The 19,405-nt window shown below is 64.4% G+C and carries 19 protein-coding genes and 2 pseudogenes; 12 read left to right on the top strand and 9 right to left on the bottom strand.

Annotated features, from left to right (window positions below; translation table 11 throughout):
- Nucleotides 1–2 precede the first annotated feature (2 nt).
- The 5 genes from ACOGJC_RS04400 (at nt 3) to ACOGJC_RS04420 (ending at nt 2,215) form a co-directional block, all read left to right on the top strand.
- Complete coding sequence (locus tag ACOGJC_RS04400; protein ID WP_419847297.1) at nt 3–413, top strand: RpiB/LacA/LacB family sugar-phosphate isomerase; 411 nt, start codon at nt 3–5, stop codon at nt 411–413.
- 1 nt (nt 414) lies between these two features.
- Nucleotides 415–1,158 (top strand): LLM class flavin-dependent oxidoreductase, encoded by a 744-nt coding sequence (locus ACOGJC_RS04405; RefSeq protein WP_419847298.1) that lies wholly within the window; start codon nt 415–417, stop codon nt 1,156–1,158.
- On the top strand, nt 1,158–1,310 hold the full coding sequence (locus ACOGJC_RS04410) for a hypothetical protein (RefSeq protein ID WP_419847299.1): 153 nt from the start codon (nt 1,158–1,160) through the stop codon (nt 1,308–1,310). Before ACOGJC_RS04405 ends, ACOGJC_RS04410 begins: the two co-directional genes overlap by 1 nt.
- A 153-nt stretch (nt 1,311–1,463) precedes the next feature.
- Nucleotides 1,464–1,778, top strand: coding sequence for a hypothetical protein (locus tag ACOGJC_RS04415; RefSeq protein WP_419847300.1), 315 nt, complete (start codon nt 1,464–1,466; stop codon nt 1,776–1,778).
- Nucleotides 1,779–1,786: 8 nt separating this feature from the next.
- Nucleotides 1,787–2,215, top strand: coding sequence for a putative toxin-antitoxin system toxin component, PIN family (locus tag ACOGJC_RS04420; protein WP_419847301.1), 429 nt, complete (start codon nt 1,787–1,789; stop codon nt 2,213–2,215).
- 123 nt (nt 2,216–2,338) lie between these two features.
- Here the strand turns inward: ACOGJC_RS04420 and ACOGJC_RS04425 are convergent.
- Nucleotides 2,339–2,449, bottom strand: a pseudogene (locus ACOGJC_RS04425) (PLP-dependent transferase); the annotation flags it as partial.
- Between the two features lie 36 nt (nt 2,450–2,485).
- On the opposite strand from ACOGJC_RS04425, the gene ACOGJC_RS04430 reads away from it, so the two are divergent.
- The 3 genes from ACOGJC_RS04430 (at nt 2,486) to ACOGJC_RS04440 (ending at nt 5,101) form a co-directional block, all read left to right on the top strand.
- Nucleotides 2,486–2,812, top strand: coding sequence for a hypothetical protein (locus ACOGJC_RS04430; RefSeq protein ID WP_419847302.1), 327 nt, complete (start codon nt 2,486–2,488; stop codon nt 2,810–2,812).
- A gap of 223 nt (nt 2,813–3,035) precedes the next feature.
- On the top strand, nt 3,036–4,700 hold the full coding sequence (locus ACOGJC_RS04435; RefSeq protein ID WP_419847303.1) for an RNA-binding domain-containing protein: 1,665 nt from the start codon (nt 3,036–3,038) through the stop codon (nt 4,698–4,700).
- An 83-nt stretch (nt 4,701–4,783) separates the two neighbouring features.
- Entirely contained in the window at nt 4,784–5,101 is a 318-nt protein-coding gene (locus tag ACOGJC_RS04440) for a hypothetical protein (RefSeq protein ID WP_419847304.1), read from the top strand.
- 992 nt (nt 5,102–6,093) lie between these two features.
- Here the strand turns inward: ACOGJC_RS04440 and ACOGJC_RS04445 are convergent.
- From ACOGJC_RS04445 to ACOGJC_RS04455, 3 genes are all read right to left on the bottom strand, one after another.
- Nucleotides 6,094–6,423: a hypothetical protein gene (locus tag ACOGJC_RS04445; RefSeq protein WP_419847305.1), complete on the bottom strand. Its 330-nt coding sequence runs from the start codon at nt 6,421–6,423 to the stop codon at nt 6,094–6,096.
- Nucleotides 6,424–6,623: 200 nt separating this feature from the next.
- Nucleotides 6,624–6,827 (bottom strand): hypothetical protein, encoded by a 204-nt coding sequence (locus ACOGJC_RS04450; protein WP_419847306.1) that lies wholly within the window; start codon nt 6,825–6,827, stop codon nt 6,624–6,626.
- A gap of 174 nt (nt 6,828–7,001) precedes the next feature.
- Complete coding sequence (locus ACOGJC_RS04455; protein ID WP_419847307.1) at nt 7,002–8,792, bottom strand: hypothetical protein; 1,791 nt, start codon at nt 8,790–8,792, stop codon at nt 7,002–7,004.
- A 720-nt stretch (nt 8,793–9,512) separates the two neighbouring features.
- Here ACOGJC_RS04455 and ACOGJC_RS04460 point away from each other — a divergent pair.
- Entirely contained in the window at nt 9,513–10,667 is a 1,155-nt protein-coding gene (locus ACOGJC_RS04460) for a tyrosine-type recombinase/integrase (RefSeq protein WP_419847308.1), read from the top strand.
- On the opposite strand, the pseudogene ACOGJC_RS04465 reads toward ACOGJC_RS04460, so the two are convergent.
- Nucleotides 10,635–11,564, bottom strand: a pseudogene (locus ACOGJC_RS04465) (PLP-dependent transferase); the annotation flags it as partial. The gene ACOGJC_RS04460 and the pseudogene ACOGJC_RS04465 overlap by 33 nt on opposite strands.
- Here ACOGJC_RS04465 and ACOGJC_RS04470 point away from each other — a divergent pair.
- Both ACOGJC_RS04470 and ACOGJC_RS04475 read left to right on the top strand, forming a co-directional pair.
- A complete protein-coding gene (locus tag ACOGJC_RS04470) occupies nt 11,531–12,151 on the top strand; it encodes an LLM class flavin-dependent oxidoreductase (RefSeq protein WP_419848194.1) in 621 nt (206 codons plus the stop codon). The pseudogene ACOGJC_RS04465 and the gene ACOGJC_RS04470 overlap by 34 nt on opposite strands.
- An 87-nt stretch (nt 12,152–12,238) precedes the next feature.
- Nucleotides 12,239–13,384, top strand: a complete 1,146-nt coding sequence (locus ACOGJC_RS04475) for a cytochrome P450 (protein ID WP_419847309.1) — start codon at nt 12,239–12,241, stop codon at nt 13,382–13,384.
- 52 nt (nt 13,385–13,436) lie between these two features.
- Here ACOGJC_RS04475 and ACOGJC_RS04480 read toward each other — a convergent pair whose 3' ends face one another.
- Nucleotides 13,437–14,588, bottom strand: coding sequence for a cystathionine gamma-synthase (locus ACOGJC_RS04480; protein WP_419847310.1), 1,152 nt, complete (start codon nt 14,586–14,588; stop codon nt 13,437–13,439).
- Nucleotides 14,585–15,961, bottom strand: a complete 1,377-nt coding sequence (locus ACOGJC_RS04485; RefSeq protein WP_419847311.1) for a cystathionine beta-synthase — start codon at nt 15,959–15,961, stop codon at nt 14,585–14,587. Before ACOGJC_RS04485 ends, ACOGJC_RS04480 begins: the two co-directional genes overlap by 4 nt.
- Nucleotides 15,962–15,982: 21 nt before the next feature.
- On the opposite strand from ACOGJC_RS04485, the gene ACOGJC_RS04490 reads away from it, so the two are divergent.
- Nucleotides 15,983–16,900: a D-isomer specific 2-hydroxyacid dehydrogenase family protein gene (locus ACOGJC_RS04490; RefSeq protein WP_419847312.1), complete on the top strand. Its 918-nt coding sequence runs from the start codon at nt 15,983–15,985 to the stop codon at nt 16,898–16,900.
- A gap of 18 nt (nt 16,901–16,918) precedes the next feature.
- Here the strand turns inward: ACOGJC_RS04490 and ACOGJC_RS04495 are convergent, their stop codons facing one another.
- Together ACOGJC_RS04495 and ACOGJC_RS04500 are read right to left on the bottom strand one after the other, a co-directional pair.
- The gene (locus ACOGJC_RS04495) at nt 16,919–18,184 is read right to left on the bottom strand and encodes an ABC transporter substrate-binding protein (protein WP_419847313.1); all 1,266 of its coding nucleotides are present in this window, start codon (nt 18,182–18,184) and stop codon (nt 16,919–16,921) included.
- 5 nt (nt 18,185–18,189) lie between these two features.
- Nucleotides 18,190–19,398, bottom strand: coding sequence for an acyl-CoA dehydrogenase family protein (locus ACOGJC_RS04500; protein ID WP_419847314.1), 1,209 nt, complete (start codon nt 19,396–19,398; stop codon nt 18,190–18,192).
- Nucleotides 19,399–19,405 lie beyond the last annotated feature (7 nt).

Here is a 19,405-nt window from a genome sequence, read left to right on the forward strand (position 1 = left end):
CGATGCGCATCGCCTTCGGGACCGACGAGCCCACCACGCTCACCGATGCGATCAAGCAGCACTTGACCGACCAAGGCCACGACGTGGTGGCGGCCACCGCCGAAGGAGCACCGTGGCCCGACGTGGGCCGCTCTGTCGGCGAGGCGGTGGTCGGCGACGCCGCCGACGTGGGGGTGGTGTGCTGCTGGACCGGCACCGGAGTGTCGATGGCGGCCAACAAGGTGCCTGGCGTGCGGGCAGCACTGTGTACCGATGCCGAGACCGCCCGCGGCGCCCGTCGCTGGAACGACGCCAACGTCTTGGCCCTGAGCCTGCGCCTGGTGTCCGCCGAGGTGGCCGCGGAAATGCTCAACGCCTTCTTGGACACCGAGCCCGACCCGGACGAGTCCGCCGAGATCGCCAAGCTCTCCTGACATGCGGGTCCGAATCGGTGTCGGCGTGGGAGGCGGAATGGCGTCGGGGGATCCCGAGGTCTTCGGCGCAGTGGTCGACGGGCTGGAGCAGTTGGGGTTCGACTCGCTGTGGGTGGCCGAGCGGGCCAGCGGCCCCGCTCTCGATCCGATAGTGGCCATGACCTTCGCGGCCGCTCGAACCACGCATCTCAAGTTCGGCCCCAGCGTCATGGTGCTGCCCGGCCGCAACCCGGTGCTCTTGGCCAAGACCATGGCCAGCCTCGACCGCATCTCCAACGGGCGGCTGCTGCCCGCATTCGGCCTCGGCGTGGCCGACACCGCCGAGCACCAAGCCTTCGGGGTGGCCCGCATGGACCGGGCCGCCTGGTTCAACGAGGCCCTGCCGCTCATGCGCCGGCTGTGGACTGAAGACGTGGTCGAGCACCACGGCCCCCGCTTCCATCTGGACGCTGCCCGAGTAGACATCAAGCCAGTCCAGCAGCCCCTCGACGTGTGGATGGGAGGAATCGCCCCCTCTGAGCTCCGCCGAGTCGGCCGCCTGAGCGACGGCTGGCTGCCCTCCTTCGTCACCCCGCGGATGTGCGAGACGGCATCGCCGCGATCAGACAGCATGCCGACGAAGCAGACCGGGAAATCGACCCCGAACACTACGGGGCGCTGCTGGCCTACACCGACGGACCGCTCCCCGATCGGTTCCTCGAACTCATCAAACTGCGCCAACCCGACAAAAACCCCGGCGACCTAGTGGCGTCAAGCCGCCAAGAGCTGCGCCCCAGGATCGAGGCGTTCATCGAAACCGGCGCCTCCAAGTTCGTGGTCATGCCCCTGGGCGAGCCTCCAAACTGGAAGACAGAGATCGAAGCCCTGGCCGACGACCTCCTGCCATTGCAGAACTAGATCGAGCCGCATGAGCCAAGTGTCCAGCCGACACTGGGAAGCCCTCTTGCATATACATGCTCAAAAGGAGGGCCGACATCGGCATTTGGGCTGCATCGGCTCGTCGGCAAAAGCGATGCTGCGCAGGCAGGAGAGTCAGGTTATCCTGACGGTATGAGTCTGATCTCTGCGGATGCCTTGCCAGCCGAGCCACTGGAGGCCCTCGGCGAACTTGCCCGCTCCGAGGAGGAGCTGGACGAGCTTCGGCACCGTCAGGTTGCTGCGGCGCGTGCCTCCGGCGCGAGCTGGGAGCAGATTGGCAAGGCGCTCGGTATGAGCCGCCAGTCGGCTTGGGAGCGCTTCGCGAAACGAGCTCGCGATGATCTAGCGGCTACAGCTGCTCTGAGCACCGACCTCTCAGAGGAGGAGGCGATGGAGATCGCCGTCGAAGAGGTGCGTGCCGTGCGCCGTCGGCGCGCGCGAAGCTGATTCCCGCCGTGCGCGTGGTGCTTGATGCGAACGTGTATGTGTCTGCTGCGATTCAAACCGGACCCTCGCACCGGATCGTCCAGCAGGCGATGAGTTCGCCTGGCTTCAATGCCGTCATGTGTCCAGCACTTCTTGGCGAAATAGCAGATGTCCTTCGGCGGCCCAGACTCCGCAAGCGAATCGATCTTGATGCAGCCAGGCGCTTCCTCGACAACATTGCAGCCCTGATCGACATGGTTCCCGATCCTGAAGACGTGGTCCCCGTTACCCGAGACCCATCCGATGACTACCTTGTCGCTCTAGCACGCGAGCACAACGCCGCCTACATCGTGACCGGCGACAAAGACCTGCTCGAATGGGATGAGCAGCGCCCCCCAGTGGTCTCGCCCGCGGAGTTGGAGATCAGATATCTCCAGGAACCAGGTAACCAGGAATAGTCGAGTTTGAGCCTCCGGCTGGTACCGGGAACCAGTAGCACATGTTCGGCAGAAAGAAATGAGCGCACTCTCTGCGCTTCATCAGCGGTGAAGGCTGCTGGCGCTAGTGCGGGCCTTCCCCGTCTAGCTGAGAGCCTGCTCTAGGTCGGCCAGTAGATCGTCGATGGTCTCGATGCCGACCGACAAGCGCACCAAGCCGGGGTCCACTGCTAGAGGCGAGTCCGCCGCCTGAGCGACGGCTGGCTCCCCTCCTTCGTCACCCCCGAAGACATGCGGAGTGGGATCACCACCATCAAACAGCATGCCGACGAAGCAGAACGGGAAATCGTTCCCGAGCACTACGGGGCGCTGCTGGCCTACACCGACGTACCGCTCCCCGACCGGTTCCTCGAACTCATCAAACTGCGCCAACCCGACAAAATCCCCGGCGACCTAGTGGCGTCAAGCCGCCAAGAGCTGCGCCCCAAGATCGAGGCGTTCATCGAAACCGGCGCCTCCAAGTTCGTGGTCATGCCCCTAGGCGAGCCACCGGACTGGAAGACAGAGATCGAAGCCCTCGCCGACGACCTGCTGCCGTTGCAGAACTCCACTGGATAAACCCTCGGTGCCATTGAACCTCCCACGACCCACGACGGCAGAATCCAATATCAAACCTACGCGAAACCCAGGGGCACCCACAGCCAGCATGAAGCCCGGGGAGGTTCAGTTCGTTGCCTGTCTGTTGGGTTGTCTGTTCCGCTAGTTACCTGTCTGTTGGGTTGTCTGTTCTGTTAGCTGTTTGTAAGCTTAGGGAATTGGCAGAACAGCAGAGGGGCGAAACGTGACTGATTCCAACCCAACACCACCAGAGGGACTTCAAAGCGTCGTTGACAACGCGATCAAAAAGCTCCGGGCCGCAGGCACAGACTTCCAGTACGTGGAGGTCAAGAAAGCCGCCGAGAAGCTGCCAAAGACGGCGGTGGAGTCGGTGTGCGCGTTCGCGAACGCTAGTGGCGGGCTGATGATCCTCGGGCTGAGCGAAGACGATTTCCGGCCGGTCGACATCGACGCTGGGAAGCTGGCGGCAGACTTGGCGTCGGCCTGCTCGGACAGGCTGGAGCCTGCGGTCAGGCCCGAGATCGACATCGCCCGAGTGGACGGCCGTCCCGTGGTGGTGGCCACCGTCCAGCCAACGGACTTCCAGCGGCGCCCGTGCTACGTCAAGTCGAGGGGAATGGAGAACGGCGCGTTCCTTCGCACTCACGACGGCGACCGCCGCCTGAACTCCTACGAGGTCCACCTGATGGTCGCGGGCAGGGGACAGCCCGCCGACGACGCCGAGCCGGTCGAGGGGTCAAGCCCCTCCAACCTCGACCGCCTGCTCGCCAGCGCCACTCTCAACCGGCTGCGCGCGACCCGGGGCCCGGTGTTCGCCGAGGCCAGCGATGAAGAGGTGCTGCACATGGTGGGCGTGTTTGCCGAGCCCGCAGCCGACTCCGCCCTCACTATGGCGGGACTCCTCGCGCTGGGCCGCTATCCCCAGCAGTTCTTCCCCCAGCTTTCCGCATCGTTCGTCGTGCTTCCGACTTCGACCGGCGAACCCACCGCCGACGGCACCCGCTTCATCGACAACCGAGCCCTCGACGGGCCGATCCCAGCGATCGTGTCAGCAGCCGTGGAAGCGATGCAGCGCAATATGCGCCGCCGGTCTGTCGTAGTGGGCGCCGGGAGAGAGGACACCTGGGAATACCCGGTCGAGGCGATTCGGGAGGTTGTGGCGAACGCTCTGATGCACCGCGACTACCATCGGACAGCCCACGGCAGCCAGGTCCGGATCCGGCTCTTTCCCGAGCGGTTCGAGGTTTCCAGCATCGGAGGCCTGCACGGGGCCAACGCAGGAGTATCCAACGTCGAGGAACTGGTAAAACGCGGCATCACGGCCACCCGCAACGCCCGGCTCGCCAAGCTGCTGGAAGACGTGGTGATACCCAGCACGGGCCGCCCGGTGTGCGAGAACCGCGGCTCGGGCCTGCGCGCCGCGGTCACCGCCCTGCGCCGAGGCCGCATTCAGCCGATGCGCCTATACGACTACGTCAATGAACTCAAGGTGGTCATCGACGCCCCGGACTGGGAGGTGTCCGAGCGCGAGAGCCGCTCTCGGACACCGGAGCTGGCGACCGACCAAGACAAGGAGGCTATGCGCGGCGACCGCCAGCCGGGCCCGGGAACCGAGCACGGCCCCTGGGCGAGGATCGCGGCCACTCCAGGCCCACGGTACCTCGCTCCCCGCGAGCACCAGATCGCCGAACTTCTCTCACACGGCCCCCGGAGCAGCAGAGAGCTGTCCGAGGAAATGGGCATCTCCAAGCAAAGCGTCCTCTACTGGCTGAACCCCATGGCAGACCGAGGCCTGGTCCGCATGACCGAGCCTCAACCCCGTAGCCCCCGCAACCGCTGGGAACTGAACCCCGGTGCCCTTCTGCACGAACAGCCGCCGCTCGTATAGAGCGCCCTGACGAACCCCTCATCGACAACGAGGCGCTGCCCTCATGCGCCGGTTGGCTGCCCTCCTTCGTCACGCCCGACGACGTGCGACGCGGTATCGCCGCCATCAAACAGCACGCTGATGAGGCAGAACGGAAAATCGACCCCGAGCACTACGGGGCGCTGTTGACCTACACCGACGCCCCGCTGCCCGACCGGTTCCTCGAGCTCATCAAGGTGCGCCAACCCAACAAGAACCCCGGAGACCTAGTGGCGTCGAGCCGAAAAGAGCTGCGCCCCAAGATCGAAGCCTTCATCGAAACCGGCGCCTCCAAGTTCGTGGTAATGCCCCTAGGCGAGCCTCCAAACTGGGAGGAGGAGATCGAAGCCCTGGCCGTCAACCTGCTGCCGTTGCAGGACTAGATCGGACCACATAAACCAAGTGACCGGACAACAGGAGAAAACCTCATGATGCGTCACGACCACTGGTGGAGTTCGCCACCCCCTAGTCTGGCCAGCGCCGGTTGATCCACCGGCTGGCAGTTTCGTCTAGTACGGCAACCACATAACGGGCCAACATCCCCAACAATACAGCCGCAACCAAACCGGCTATCGCGCTGACAACAACAGGTAACCCCATAGACTCACACTGGGTCCAGACAAGCGTGGGGTAGCCAGAACGGCGAGAAGAAATGCAAAAAAGGAAATGCGGCTTTCTCCCACCAACCTGGTTGCACGGTCCACAAAACTGTGGGCCATGCCCCTCACTGTATTCCTCTGGACACGTCCCGGCCTACCGAGGCCGCATTCCCATTCCCAGCCAACCGCTCCCAAGACCCTACTTTAGAACTCGCCGTGATATACGGATTAGTCCCGGATTCAGGATCATTGAACGCCACCAGGTTACCGTCCCGATCTTGGCCGGTATACACAGCGGGCAATTGTCCCGGTTTGTGCCACTGGTAACCTGCTGAACACGGCAGATCACGGTTGTCCCCACAGCTCGTATCCGAATTGCACGGCTTACCGGGTTGATCGTCGTTGCCGGATTAATCGTTGTTTCCGTTACAGTTCGTATCTGACGTACACGGCTTGCCCGACTGATCGCTACTCCCCGACGGGTGACCCTGATCCTTCTGGTCATTGTTACTGGAATTACCTGCTGGAGCTTCGTAATGGGGATCATACACCGACACTTGAACGGTCTTGTATATCACCCTATGCCTAGTCACAATCTTGGTAACCATATTGGGAACAGTTTTCTTCGTGTACCACGTATAACAGCCCACAGCTCCGAACGGACCAGGACTAGCCGCCGTCCAACATTAGTGATGTCTAACCGAAGCCTCTTTAGTACCCTCTTGCACTTGGACAGCAACCGAGTAGCTAACAATTCAACCAACAACCCGTTTATTCTAGATTGTCGGAGGATGAGCCTCAGCCACCGACATAACGATCCTAATAACGGCCCACATTAAAATAACCGCTACAAGCGCCCTCAGACCACGAGAAAGGCCCTTGCTCAACTTACTTGGAGCAACATCACCATCCGCAATGCCCCATCGCTTCCACACCGCTCGCCAAAGCTTGCTACTTGCGAAGAACGCAACCAGCGCCGCCAACCCCAATTGCCACGAACTAAGACCCGGAACAATCAAATGCACCAGCTCCATAACGCCCAGCAACAATGCCAGCGAAATCCAGAACTCGTTAGCCTTCAAACGCTCCTTTGTTGACTGCTTCATCAATCACTCACTCTCCCCGGCGATAGTCCCCTCCAAGCTAGTCGCACTTCACGCCATCGAAATCCGCGAGCTTCGATGCCGGCCACGAAACTAGCCCGCAACGCTGGCACCGAGGCAAGCCGGCCAGCCAGCGGGCGCACCTAGGCGCCGGGCGCCACGCCGCTGCGCTGGCGTCGGCGCCCTCGGCACCATAGGAACCGCTAGGAGCTGACCGGCCGGTACGGCACGCCCGCAGCAGCAGCCTTCGACAGCCACACGTCTGCGGGTAGGCGATCGTTGGCCTGTAGCCAATGCCGCCACTCCAGGTAGTCGGCCCCGGAGATCCACGCAATGGTGACCGCGTCCGAGTCCAGCACTTCGACAAGGTCCTCCGAGTCGTCCAACGCGTCGACCTCGGCTGCCATCCGACGCCATTGAGTGGACTCTGAAAACGCTCGTGCCCCAGCCAGATCGCCTACCGCTCAGACACACACATCGACTGGGACTGAATCGGCGGCTGCGGTGGGGATGGTGTCCCCGAAGGATCGGGGGCACCCTCTCCCACCGGCTACGCCAAGGCATGGCCAGCCGCCGAACGACTACGACGGGGGCGGACCGTTGAAAGTCCGCTCCACCCACTGCCCGTTCACCCGGTAGTAGCACACCGTGTAGGTCGAGCTGATCGGAATGCACCGCGAGTTGTCATAGCCCGCAGGAACCCCGCTCTCACTCTCCGCCGTGGCCGTAGCCGTGGCCGTGGCCGTAGCCACCACCTTGCCTGCCGCTCTACCTACCGCCGTGCCCGTCTCATCGCTCTCGGCCTTAGCCTTGGCCTCAGCCTCGGCCTTCTTTTTCGACCGCTCGCAAGCATCCTCGATCAAAACATAAGTGACAACACCCGAAGCGCCGCCAATCCTCGAAGCATTCTGCCTAACCGACCGCAAAGCAGACTGGCGGGCCGCTTCCTCAGCTTGGTTAGCGACCGTCTGCCCGGCTTTGAGTGAAACACGACCTCGACAAACAAGGTTATAAGTAAACCGATCAGCCGCCCTATACCCCTCGACAATCTCATCCGCAATAGCACCCCAATTGATATTAAAGCCGCCGCTATTGTCGATCACTGCGCTAAAGCAATCGGGCCGTGATGAATCAGCAACCCAACTAGCCCGTCTCCAATAGCCCTGGCTCATCCCTTCATATCGAAGCTCGCCGTTGCGTATATTCACCCAAACACGACGCGTATTGTCAGCCGTAGTGCCAGCCGGACAGGGCCGCTTCACACACGGCCTACTAGCACCGTACACAGCCGGGTTGTAATCGTGATAAGCCGGACAAATACTCACGCACACTTCAACCGCCGACGGACCACCCCTAGCGACAATCTCCACCTTTTGACCAGCGGGGCACTTCTTCCCAGTGTCAGCCGACGCCGTGGCGTCATTACTATTGTCTTCGGACCCGGAGTTGTCGTCGCTGCCAGCTTGATCGCTGCAAGTCTTGTCGCTATTGCACGCCTGCTCACTGCTGTCCGAGTTGTCGTCGCTGCCAGCTTGATCGCTGCAAGTCTTGTCGCTATTGCACGCCTGCTCACTGCTGGAATCGCCGCCGGAATTGTCCGCACCATCGGCTGATGAATTGTCCCTAGTATCCGAACCACTGCTGGATTGATCGTCATTACCCGAAGTGTCATCGCTGCCGGACTGATCGTCATTACCCGAAGTGTCATCGCTGCCCGACTGATCGTCATTGCCGGACTGATCGTCATTACCCGAAGTGTCATCGCTGCCCGACTGATCGTCATTGCCGGACTGATCGTCATTACCCGAAGTGTCATCGCTGCCCGACTGATCGTCATTGCCGGACTGATCGTCATTACCCGAAGTGTCATCGCTGCCCGACTGATCGTCATTGCCGGACTGATCGTCATTACCCGAAGTGTCATCGCTGCCCGACTGATCGTCATTGCCGGACTGATCGTCATTACCCGAAGTGTCATCGCTGCCCGACTGATCGTCATTGCCGGACTGATCGTCATTACCCGAAGTGTCATCGCTGCCCGACTGATCGTCATTGCCGGACTGATCGTCATTACCCGAAGTGTCATCGCTGCCCGACTGATCGTCATTGCCGGACTGATCGTCATTACCCGAAGTGTCATCGCTGCCCGACTGATCGTCATTGGGCGTGGGGCACGGAGACCGGCCCCCGCAGGGCAGGTTGGGATTGACGTCGGGCACCACCGGTTTGGCACGCGGAGGGCAGGGGGCGGTGTCGGCCACCACCGACCCGTCCCAGCACTGTTTGATGTGCAAATGGAAGACCGGCACCTGCACGGTGTAGGTCTCGGTGTACGGCGGCGGGCAGTACGTCACCGCCTTATTGAAAACCACGACCAACTCGCACGGCGGGGTCACCTTGCGCGTCCGCTCGACGGGCCGGGTCTGCTCGTGGGCATCAGCGGGGGCGGACCCTCCTGCTGCGGCCAACACCAGGCCCGCAGCAAGCACGCAAACGCACACGGCCAACGTGGCGGCGCGCCGCCCCAGGGACGCGCCGCCTGTTGCGCCCGGCCTGATCTGTTTGCCGGCGGCTGCGGGCCCGTCGGCTTGGTCAAAAGACGAGTGTTGGTTCATCGGTCTGGTTCCCCGATCTGTTGCACGGCGGATAATTGCCTTTATCCGTCACGCACAAACCCCGATAGGAGGGGCGGCAAGCGGGGCGATCGAGGCCGTGGAGACGAGGTCGGAACTGGGGTTTTCCTGCGTCTGCGGCGGGCCGGTTCGGCCTCGCCGGACGAGAGCGCTACACAGCGCCGCGGCTGTTATCCCGGTTCCGGGCGACGCCGCATCTCATCGGACCCGGTGTTGGGAACACCGCGCCCCGCCACACTCGACGACCCGGACTGTGTTCTATATCCCCAGGCCACCGGGTGTGCTGCCCGCTGGATATGGCACTTGTAACGGCTGCATGTCAGGAAAGGGTTGACAAGCACCGCCAATTTCAACTAACCAATAAAGGCAATTATCCGCCATATCACAGTATGTCCAGATGAATCGGCGACATATGACTACGATTCGTGCCGGGCCGTGCTCATTCACTAGATCAGCGGCATGGAATCAATAATTGTTTGTGACGCGGGAATACCTTCGGCCGAGGACATCGTCTGGGGCTGTGGGGCCATAGACCAGTTGGTAGAAGAGGGCAAAGCGGCCGCGCTCTCCCCCAACACCCAAAAGACCTACCGCACCGGATGGAATAGCTGGATCAGATGGGCAGAAGCCAGAGGCCTCCCGACATTCCCCGCTGAGCCCGGCGACCTCCAAAACTGGCTGGCCACCCTATGGCAAGAAGGCAAAACGCCCACCACACTGCGTACCTACCTCGCCGCTGTCAGCTACGAACACCGGGACTGCCTCGGAGACAATCCGGCGCAACACCCCGATGTGCGCCGGCTGATGAACGGAATCGACCGCCGATCCGCCGCCGCGGGCTACGAACCCAGGCAAGCCACACCTCTCAGGCAGCATCACATAGTGCTGATCGCAAAACACACCTTCGAATATCTCGCGCAGCCAAACCTGCCAGCCCAGACCATCCAACGCGCCCTGACCGATCTGGCCATGATCACCGTCAGCCACGACGCCCTGCTTCGCAGTAGTGAGCTGTTGGCTCTGAGGTGGGGCGACGTCTCCCGCTCAGACGAAGCAGAAACCGGAAGAGTTCTGATCCGCCGCTCCAAGACCGACCAGACCGGCAAAGGAGCGGTGCGCCCCATCTCCGCTGATGCGCTCGAAGCCCTCGAGTGCATACGGCCCCCGGATGCCCAATCCCACCACCGCATCTTCCCCATCAGCGCCAGCACCCTCAGGCGCCGGTTGAAGGCCGTCGCCCAACAAGCCGGGATCGACCCCGCGGGCATCACCACCCACTCCCCCCGCATCGGCATGGCCCAAGACCTTGCTGCTGCCGGTGCCGACATGGCCGCGCTCATGATCGCCGGACGCTGGAAGCAACCCGCCACCGTCGCCCGCTACATCCGAAACCTCTCCGCCGACCACTCCCCCGCCGCCCAATACCTTCAAACCCAAGACCGCTTCTCAGACAAGCCCAAGGTCCTGCAACTGCTGGCCGAAGGCTTGTCCCGGCTCCACGCGCGGGCAGCCCGACTACATCCGGTAGCGGAGAACGCGATCCGGAAAGCCCAGTCTTTCGCCGATGCGGGCCTTCCCCGCCTAGCTCAGCGCCTGCTCCAAGTCGGCCATTAGATCGTCGGCGGTTTCGATGCCGACCGACAGGCGCACCAAGCCGGGGTCCACGGCCAGGGGCGAGTCGGCCACTGACAGATGGGTCATGGTGGAGGGCTGTTCTATGAGGGATTCCACCGCTCCTAGGGATTCGGCTAGACGGAACACCTTTGTGGCGCTCACTGCGGCCACTGCGGCGGCCTCGCCCCCCGCGTGGACGAACGACACCATTCCGCCGGGGCGGCGCATCTGCTGAGCCGCGATCTCATGTCCCGGGTGGTCGGGCAGGCCGGGGAACAGCACCCGGTCGACTGTGGGGTGGCCGGCCAAGAACTCGGCTACCGCTTGGGCGTTGTCGCAGTGGCGGTCCATGCGCACCCCCAGCGTCTTTACCCCCCGCAGCAGCAGATAGCAGTCGAACGGGCTGGGCACCGCGCCCACGGCGTTCTGGACGAACGACAGCCGCTCGGCCAGGTCATCCCGGTTCACCGCAATGAACCCGCCCACCACGTCGGAATGGCCGCCCAGATACTTGGTGGTGGAGTGCACTACTACATCGGCCCCCAACTCGAGCGGGTTCTGGAGGTACGGGGTGGCAAAGGTGTTGTCCACCACCACGTCGACACCCGACGCGTGGGCCACATCGGCCACCGCGGCGATGTCCACCACCGCCAGCATGGGATTGGTGGGGGTCTCCACCCATATCTGGCGGGTTTCAGGGCGGATCGCCCCGGCCAGCGCGTCCAGGTCGGCCATGTCCACCGCCGACCACTCGATACCCCGCTCGCCGTACACCCGGGCAATGAGCCGGAAGGTCCCCCCGTAAGCGTCGGTCCCCAGAATCACGTGGTCGCCGGGGCGCATCATGCCGATCAGCGCATCTTCTGCCGCCATGCCGCTGGCGAAGGCCATGCCGTGCTCTCACCGCCGAGCACCAGGCCTTCGGGGTGGCCCGCATGGACCGGGCGGCCTGGTTCAACGAGGCCCTGCCGCTCATGCGCCGGCTGTGGACCGAAGACGTTGTCGAGCACCACGGCCCCCGCTTCCATCTGGACGCCGCCCGAGTAGACATCAAGCCGGTCCAGCAGCCCCTCGACGTGTGGATGGGAGGCATCGCCCCCTCCGAGCTCCGTCGCGTCGGCCGGCTAAGCGACGGCTGGCTCCCCTCCTTCGTCACCCCCGCGGATGTGCGAGACGGCATCGCCACCATCAAACAGCACGCTGACGAGGCAGACCGGGAAATCGACCCCGAACACTACGGGGCACTGCTGGCCTACACCGACGGCCCACTCCCCGACCGATTCCTCGAACTCATCAAGCTGCGCCAACCCGACAAGAACCCCGGCGACCTAGTGGCGTCAAGCCGCCAGGATCTGCGCCCCAAGATCGAGGCCTTCATCGAGACCGGCGCCTCCAAATTCGTGGTCATGCCCCTGGGAGAACCGTCCGACTGGGAGGCCGAGATCGAGGCTCTGGCCGACGACCTGCTGCCGTTGCAGGATTGATAGGTTGCGGTGTCTCCATTGCAAGTTGTACCACTTAGAGAAGGGAGTGCCGTAGACAATTCGGGCTCGATTGATCGGAGGAACGCCGTGTACGACCTCACGGCCTGCGACACCTCGTTCGCGGATCGCGACCAGCAGCTCGCCGAATTGCGCGAGCACAACCCGGTGGCGTGGGACGACGAGAACGGCTGGTGGCTGATTACCCGGCACGCCGACATCACCAGCGTCTCCCGTGATACCGAGACATTCAGCTCCAAACACGGCGTCACGTACTTCTCGCCCACCCAACTCTCGATGATCACGATGGACCCGCCCGATCACACCCGCCTTCGCCGACTCGTCTCCAAGCAGTTCACGCCGCGAATGGTGAAGCTGTGGCGGGGGCTCGCCGCTCGGAAGGCCAACCAGGGAATCGACCGCTTGCTGGCCGCAGGCGGGGGCGACTTCGTTGAAGAAGTAGCAGTTCCCACCACGCTGGCGGTGATTATGCACATGCTGGGCATCGGGGAGGAGCGCAGGGCGGACATCCGCAACTGGTCCGACGACATGATGGCTGCGGGCGGGCGGTCCCACATTCCGGGGGTAACTGAGAAGGGGATAGCCGCCGGCAAGGCCTGGACGAGCCATTTAGCGGGCCATATCGAGGACAAGCTGGCCAACCCGACAGACGATCTCCTATCGCTGGTTGCCGCCGATTCGGAGGATCCTCTCACCGGTGAGGATCTCCGGCAGTTCGCTCTGCTGCTGATCGTGGCGGGCAACGAGACAACCCGACACTCAAGCTCCTTCGGAGTCGAGCTATTCGCCCAATATCCCGACCAAGCAGCCGCGATCCGCGCCAATGCGGATTTGATGCCGACAGCCATCCCGGAAGTCCTTCGTTGGACCAGCATCATCCGGGCGATGTCCCGAACGGCGACGAAAACCGTGGAACTCGGAGGGGTCACGATCAAGGAGGGTCAACTGCTCAACTTGATCTACCCGTCGGCAAACCGCGACGAGGCCGTCTTCGAAGATCCGTTCACCTTCGATATTCGGCGCGACCCCAATCCCCACCTCGCGTTCGGCATCGGCACCCACTACTGTCTGGGCGCCAACCTCGCCCAGCTTCAGTTGAACGTGATTTTGGGGGCGTGGCTCCAACGGGTACCGGCTTACCAGGTCGTCGGCGTCGAGCACTTCCACACCGGGATGGTCACCGGCCTCAAACACCTCATGATCGAGGTCGGATAGCCCCCAATTGATGCCATCAACGACTGGGCCATCGAACCCAGCGACGGCTGAGCTAGCCGAGAGCCTGCTCGAGGTCGGCCAACAGGTCGTCGGCGGTCTCGATGCCGACCGACAAGCGCACCAAACCGGGATCCACGGCCAGCGGAGAGTCGGCCACTGACAGATGGGTCATGGTGGAGGGCTGTTCGATGAGCGACTCCACGGCCCCCAGCGATTCGGCCAGCCGAAACACCTTGGTGGCGCTCACCGCGGCCACCGCGGCGGCCTCTCCCCCAGCATGGACGAACGACACCATTCCACCGGGGCGGCGCATCTGCTGAGCCGCGATCTCATGTCCCGGGTGGTCGGGCAGGCCGGGGAACAGCACCCGGTCGACTGTGGGGTGGCCGGCCAAGAACTCGGCTACCGCTTGGGCGTTGTCGCAGTGGCGGTCCATGCGCACCCCCAGCGTCTTCACCCCCCGAAGCAGCAGGTAGCAGTCGAATGGGCTGGGCACCGCCCCAACGGCGTTCTGAACAAACGACAGCCGCTCGGCCAGGTCATCCCGGTTAACCGCGATGAACCCCCCGACCACATCGGAGTGGCCGCCCAGGTACTTGGTGGTGGAGTGTACGACCACGTCGGCCCCCAACTCGAGGGGGTTCTGGAGATACGGGGTGGCGAAGGTGTTGTCCACCACCACGTCGACCCCCGACGCGTGGGCCACATCGGCCACCGCGGCAATGTCCACCACGGCCAGCATCGGATTGGTGGGGGTCTCCACCCATATCTGGCGGGTTTCAGGGCGGATCGCCCCGGCCAGCGCGTCCAGGTCGGCCATGTCCACCGCCGACCACTCGATGCCCCGCTCGCCGTACACCCGGGCGATGAGGCGGAACGTCCCCCCGTAGGCGTCGGTGCCCAACACCACGTGGTCGCCGGGGCGCATCATGCCGATCAGCGCATCTTCTGCCGCCATGCCACTGGCGAAGGCCATTCCGTGCTCGGCCCCTTCCAATCCGGCCACGCACCGCTCCAGCGCCACCCGGGTGGGGTTGGAGGTGCGGGCGTATTCGAATCCCTGATGCTGGCCGGGCGCGGCCTGCACAAACGTGGTGGCGAGGTGGATGGGGACGGTGATAGCGCCGGTGGCCTCGTCGGGCTCTTGGCCGACGTGGATGGCCCGGGTGTCGAATCCCCAGTTGTCGGAAGAGGAGCCGCTCATGACTCCGAGGCCGACGAGCCCGACGACAAGAAGCTGAGCACGTCGGTGCTGGTCATCACCGCCCGGGGGCGACCGCCGTCGAGCACCAGCAGCGCCGGGGAGCGCTCCAGCTTGGTCACCGCCAGCGCCACCGGTTCACCGACGCCGATCTGCTCCAGCGGCCGGCTCATCACGTTCTCCACCGGCTGGCCCAGCAATTCGCCGCTGAAGGCCAGTTCCATGAGCTGAAGCTCATGGACCGACCCCATGACCTCGGCCGCGGCCAAGGGCATCTCGCCTTTGGCCACCGGAAGCTGGCTGACCCCGTGGTCGCGCATCTGAATCACGGCCAGGCTGACCGGGTCGTCGGGCTTGACATACACCAGCGGGGGCAGGGCCCCCTCCTTGGCGTCGAGCACGTCTTTCACACAGGGGTGCTCGCCGATCAAGAAGCCGTACGATGCCATCCAGTCGTCGTTGAACACCTTGGAGAGATAGCCCCGACCGGCATCAGGCAAAAGCACCACCACCACATCGTCGGGCCCGCAGTCTCGGGCCACCTCCAAGCCAGCACACACCGCGGTGCCCCCCGACCCTCCGATCAGCAGCCCCTCCCGCCGGGTCACCAGCCGGGCCATGTCGAAGGATTCCTGGTCGGAGATGGGGATCACCCGGTCGACCACCTCGGGATCGTAAGTCTCGGGCCAGAAGTCCTCGCCGATGCCCTCCACCAGGTAGGGCCGGCCCGACCCTCCGCTGAAAACCGAGCCCTCGGGGTCGCCGGCCACGATCTGGATCGCCGGGTTCTGCTGCTTCAGGTAGCGGCCCACACCGTTGAGCGTTCCCCCGGTGCCCGCCCCGGCCACGAAGTGGGTGATGCGCCCACCGGTCTGCTTCCACAGCTCGGGGCCGGTGGTCAGCTCGTGCGACAGGGGATTCACCTGGTTGAAGTACTGGTTGGGCCGGTAGGCCCCAGGGGTTTCAGCCACCAGCCGCTCGGCGGTGGAGTAGTACGAGTCGGGGTCCTCGGGGTCCACCGCCACCGGGCACACCACCACCTCCGCGCCGTAGGCTCGCAGGAGCTGCACCTTCTCATCGCTCACCTTGTCGGTCATCACGAAGATGCAGCGGTAGTCCCGCTGGGCGGCGACGAGGGCCAAACCGACGCCGGTGTTCCCCGAGGTGGGCTCGATGATGGTCCCGCCGGGCTTCAGCAGCCCATCGCGCTCGGCCGCGTCGATCATGGCCACCGCGGGCCGGTCTTTCACGCTGCCGCCCGGATTCAGCATCTCCAGTTTGGCCAAGACCTCACACGACACCCCCTCAGCGATGCGCGGCATCCGCACCAACGGAGTGTCTCCAATGAGATCGAGGATCGAGTCTGCGACCTCCACCCCCATAAACTACCCGGCGGTATGGAACCGCCTTGTATCGCAGTGGAGCCCGACTGCTGGCGGCGACCGGCGCTGGCCGACGCAGTGATTGCCGGCGGAGGTCGGGTGGTTGGTCCCCCCGAGGCCGAGGCCTTGGTGTGGGCCGAGCCCGCCGCCCCCGAGCTGCTTCCCGGGGTGCTGGCTGCCGGACTGGGCATCGAGTGGGTGCAGCTCCCCTACGCCGGTATCGAGGACCTGACCCACTTGCTCGACCGCGACCACCGTTGGACCTGCGGCAAGGGGGTGTATGCCGAGCCGGTGGCTGAGCACGTGCTGATGCTGGCCCTGGCCGGCCTGAGGGGAATGGGGAGCTACGCCCGAGCCCGCCGCTGGTCGCCGCCGGAGGGGCGGAACCTGCTGGGCGCCCGGGTGACCGTGCTGGGCGGGGGCGGCATCACCGAATCGCTGGTGCGGCTGCTAGGCCCGTGGGACTGCCAGATCACGGTTATGCGCCGCCATCCCGCGCCCATGGCGGGCGTGGATCGGGTGGTCGGCCCCGAGAGCCTGCACGACGCGCTGGGCGACGCCGATGTGGTGGTGGTGGCCCTGGCTCTGACTCCCGAGACCACCGGCATCATCGACGCCGACGCGCTACGCGCCATGTCACCTCATGCCTGGCTGATCAATGTGGGCCGGGGCGGCCATGTGGTCACCGGCGACCTGGTCGAGGCGCTGGGAACGGGGGCCATCGGCGGCGCCGGCTTGGATGTGACCGACCCCGAACCCCTCCCCGACGGCCACCCCCTGTGGAGCATCGACAACTGCCTCATCACCCCCCACGTGGGCAACACCCCGGAGATGGGGCTGAAGCTGCTCGCCCGCCGGGTGACCGAGAACGTTCGCCGCTACATCGCCGGCCAGGAGCTGCTCGGCCCCGTGGACGTCGACCTCGGTTACTGAGCCCCGCGAGTCTGTTGCCTACGGGCTGACGATACGGTCGTACCGGGCGTAGGGCTCCTCGATGGTGATCACCCTCATGGGGCGGTCGACGGCGGCGCGGACGTTGGGGCCGAAGGTAACGGGGCCGCCAGCCAGCTCCTCGTTGTCAAACCGCACCAAGTGAGAGGCCACTGCCCGGGGCTCAAGGGTGCCGGCCCGCTCGACGGCCCGAACGTAGGCCTCGATTGCGTCATGGCCGGTGACCACTCGGCCGTCCCGGGCGATGTGTCCGGTGGCCGCCAGATAATCGGCCAGCACTTCTCGCACCTCAGGGCTGGGATCGGGCGAGTCGGTGTAGACCGAGGCATACGAGAGCATGGTGAAGTCGCCGACGCCGGGAACCTTGCCGATCCAGTGGTCGCCGTCCATGGTGGAGCTGGCGAAAATGGGCTGGAGAATGCCCGCGGCGCGAATGGGAGCCAGGATCTCCTCGGGGGCAACCAGCCGGGTACCGCAGAACACGATGGCCTCGGGGTCAGTGTTGACGAGCCCAGACAGGATGGGTTCGAGAAGCCCCGGATCGGTCGGCTGATAGCGGTACAGGCCATTAACTCGGCCCCCCGAGGCCTCGAAGCCCCGCTCGAAGGCTTCGCACACCGCCACCGCCTCGGTGCTGGTCTGATCGATGACCACCACGGTGGAGGTGAAGCCCCGGTCAGCCACCAATGAGACCAACAGCTCTGCCTCGGTGCTCACCGGTGTCGCCATGGAGAAGACCCGTTGGCCCAACTCTCCGGTGATCCAGGCGTCATCGGTCCCGCAGGGGCTGATCACCAGGGTTCCCGAGCTTTCGAGCACGTCAAGCGCCGGCGCCGCATAAACGGCGTCACAGGTAATCAGCAGCATGTCGATACCGTCCAACAGCAGCTGTTCGGCGCCATTTCGCATGGCGGACAGCTCGGTGTGGCTGTCGAAGTGGCGTAATACCACCGGCCGTCCCAATAGGCCGCCGGCCTCGTTCAAAGCGTCGATCCGGTTCTGGGCGGCAACCAGCGCAGGCTCGTCGTAGACGGCCAAGAACCCGGTGGTGGCCATCAAGGCGCCGATAACGATGGTGTCATCGGGCAGCGGCACTCCGTCGGGGGTGGCGATGGGCACCGGAGAGCTCTCGTCAACCAGCGCTCCTGGTTCGTCGGCGATGGGCGCTGGGCTTATCACCGTTCCCTGGCTGAAGAGGCCGCACCCGGTACCGGCCACCAGCACCAACACGACCAGCAGAACTGGCCTGACGCCCGATGGGCTCATCACGCTCACACTTTAAGGTCGCGGAATGGAATGCCCTTGTCGGCTCGGGGCTCACGGGGCAACCCCAGGATGCGCTCGCCGATCACGTTGCGCTGGATTTCCGGGGTGCCCCCGCCGATCTTGTGGGCGAAATGACCGACCATCTGCCAAACCCAGCTGTCCTCGTTCAACATCGCCTCCGGTCCCAGCAGCTCCATGGCCGTTTGGCTCGTGTCCCGGATGTGGTCGCCGGCCAGGATTTTTGTGATCGAAGCCTCCGGGCCGATCTCAGTGCCCTGGCTCAATGCGGTGTACACCCTCATGCCCAGGTAGCGGAGCACCTCCGATCTAATCCACGCTTCGGCCAGAGATTGGCGAACGCCAGGGTCGTCGGCTTGGCCCTGGCGGCGGGCCAATTCCACCAAGGCGGGGACATCGACCCGGGACGATTGGGCGCCCACCGCGGCCCGCTCGCTGTTCAGGGTGGTCTGGGCCACCGCCCAGCCGTTGTTCACCCCGCCGATCACGTTGTCCACCGGGACCCGCACGTTGTCCATGAAGGTCTCGTTGAACTCGGCCCCACCGGTTATCTGGCGCAGCGGCCGCGGCTCCAAGCCCTCGGAGTCCATCTCCACAAAGAAATAGGTGAGCCCCTGGTGCTTGGGCACATCCGAGTCGGTGCGGGCCAACAGGATGCCCCAGTCGGCCAGATGGGCATAGGAGTTCCACACCTTCTGGCCGTTGACGATGAACTCGTCGCCGTCTCGAACCGCCCGGGTCTGGAGTCCGGCCAGATCTGAGCCCGCGTTGGGCTCGCTGAAGAGCTGGGCGAACACCATGTCCCCCCGACGGATCGGGCCTAGGAAGCGATTCTTCTGCTCGTCGGTACCCCAGGCCATGAGCGTGGGAGCGGCCATGTCCAACGCGGCCATGAAGATCGACATCACCACGCCGTATCGGCTCTGCTCCTCCTCGAAGATGATGGCCTCCATGGTGGAGGCCCCCCGCCCCCCGAACTCCGCCGGCCAGTCCAAGCAAGCCCACCCGTCGGCCGCCAGCCGTGCCTGCCAGGCCCGGGCCCGACCGGCCATTTCTTCTTCTCGGCCCGCGTTGATGCCCGGATTGAACATCTCATTGAAGGCCTCCGGCGAGCCCTTGGCCGGAGCATTGGCCTCCAGCCAGGCCCGGGCCTCAGCCCGAAAGGCTGCTTCTGCGGGGGTATCGCCGAAATCCACGGGGACA

It is taken from the genome of Candidatus Poriferisocius sp. (assembly GCF_965204015.1).
GTDB lineage: Bacteria > Actinomycetota > Acidimicrobiia > Acidimicrobiales > Bin134 > Poriferisocius.

Bases quoted from the DNA above. Each gene is read 5' to 3' on its own strand.
- ACOGJC_RS04400 (WP_419847297.1), top strand. From the start codon at position 3: ATGCGCATCGCCTTCGGGACCGACGAGCCCACCACGCTCACCGATGCG.
- ACOGJC_RS04480 (WP_419847310.1), bottom strand. From the start codon at position 14,588: ATGAGCGGCTCCTCTTCCGACAACTGGGGATTCGACACCCGGGCCATC.
- ACOGJC_RS04450 (WP_419847306.1), bottom strand. From the start codon at position 6,827: ATGGCAGCCGAGGTCGACGCGTTGGACGACTCGGAGGACCTTGTCGAA.
- ACOGJC_RS04460 (WP_419847308.1), top strand. From the start codon at position 9,513: ATGGAATCAATAATTGTTTGTGACGCGGGAATACCTTCGGCCGAGGAC.
- ACOGJC_RS04415 (WP_419847300.1), top strand. From the start codon at position 1,464: ATGAGTCTGATCTCTGCGGATGCCTTGCCAGCCGAGCCACTGGAGGCC.
- ACOGJC_RS04495 (WP_419847313.1), bottom strand. From the start codon at position 18,184: ATGAGCCCATCGGGCGTCAGGCCAGTTCTGCTGGTCGTGTTGGTGCTG.
- ACOGJC_RS04405 (WP_419847298.1), top strand. From the start codon at position 415: ATGCGGGTCCGAATCGGTGTCGGCGTGGGAGGCGGAATGGCGTCGGGG.
- ACOGJC_RS04430 (WP_419847302.1), top strand. From the start codon at position 2,486: ATGCGGAGTGGGATCACCACCATCAAACAGCATGCCGACGAAGCAGAA.
- ACOGJC_RS04490 (WP_419847312.1), top strand. From the start codon at position 15,983: ATGGAACCGCCTTGTATCGCAGTGGAGCCCGACTGCTGGCGGCGACCG.
- ACOGJC_RS04445 (WP_419847305.1), bottom strand. From the start codon at position 6,423: ATGAAGCAGTCAACAAAGGAGCGTTTGAAGGCTAACGAGTTCTGGATT.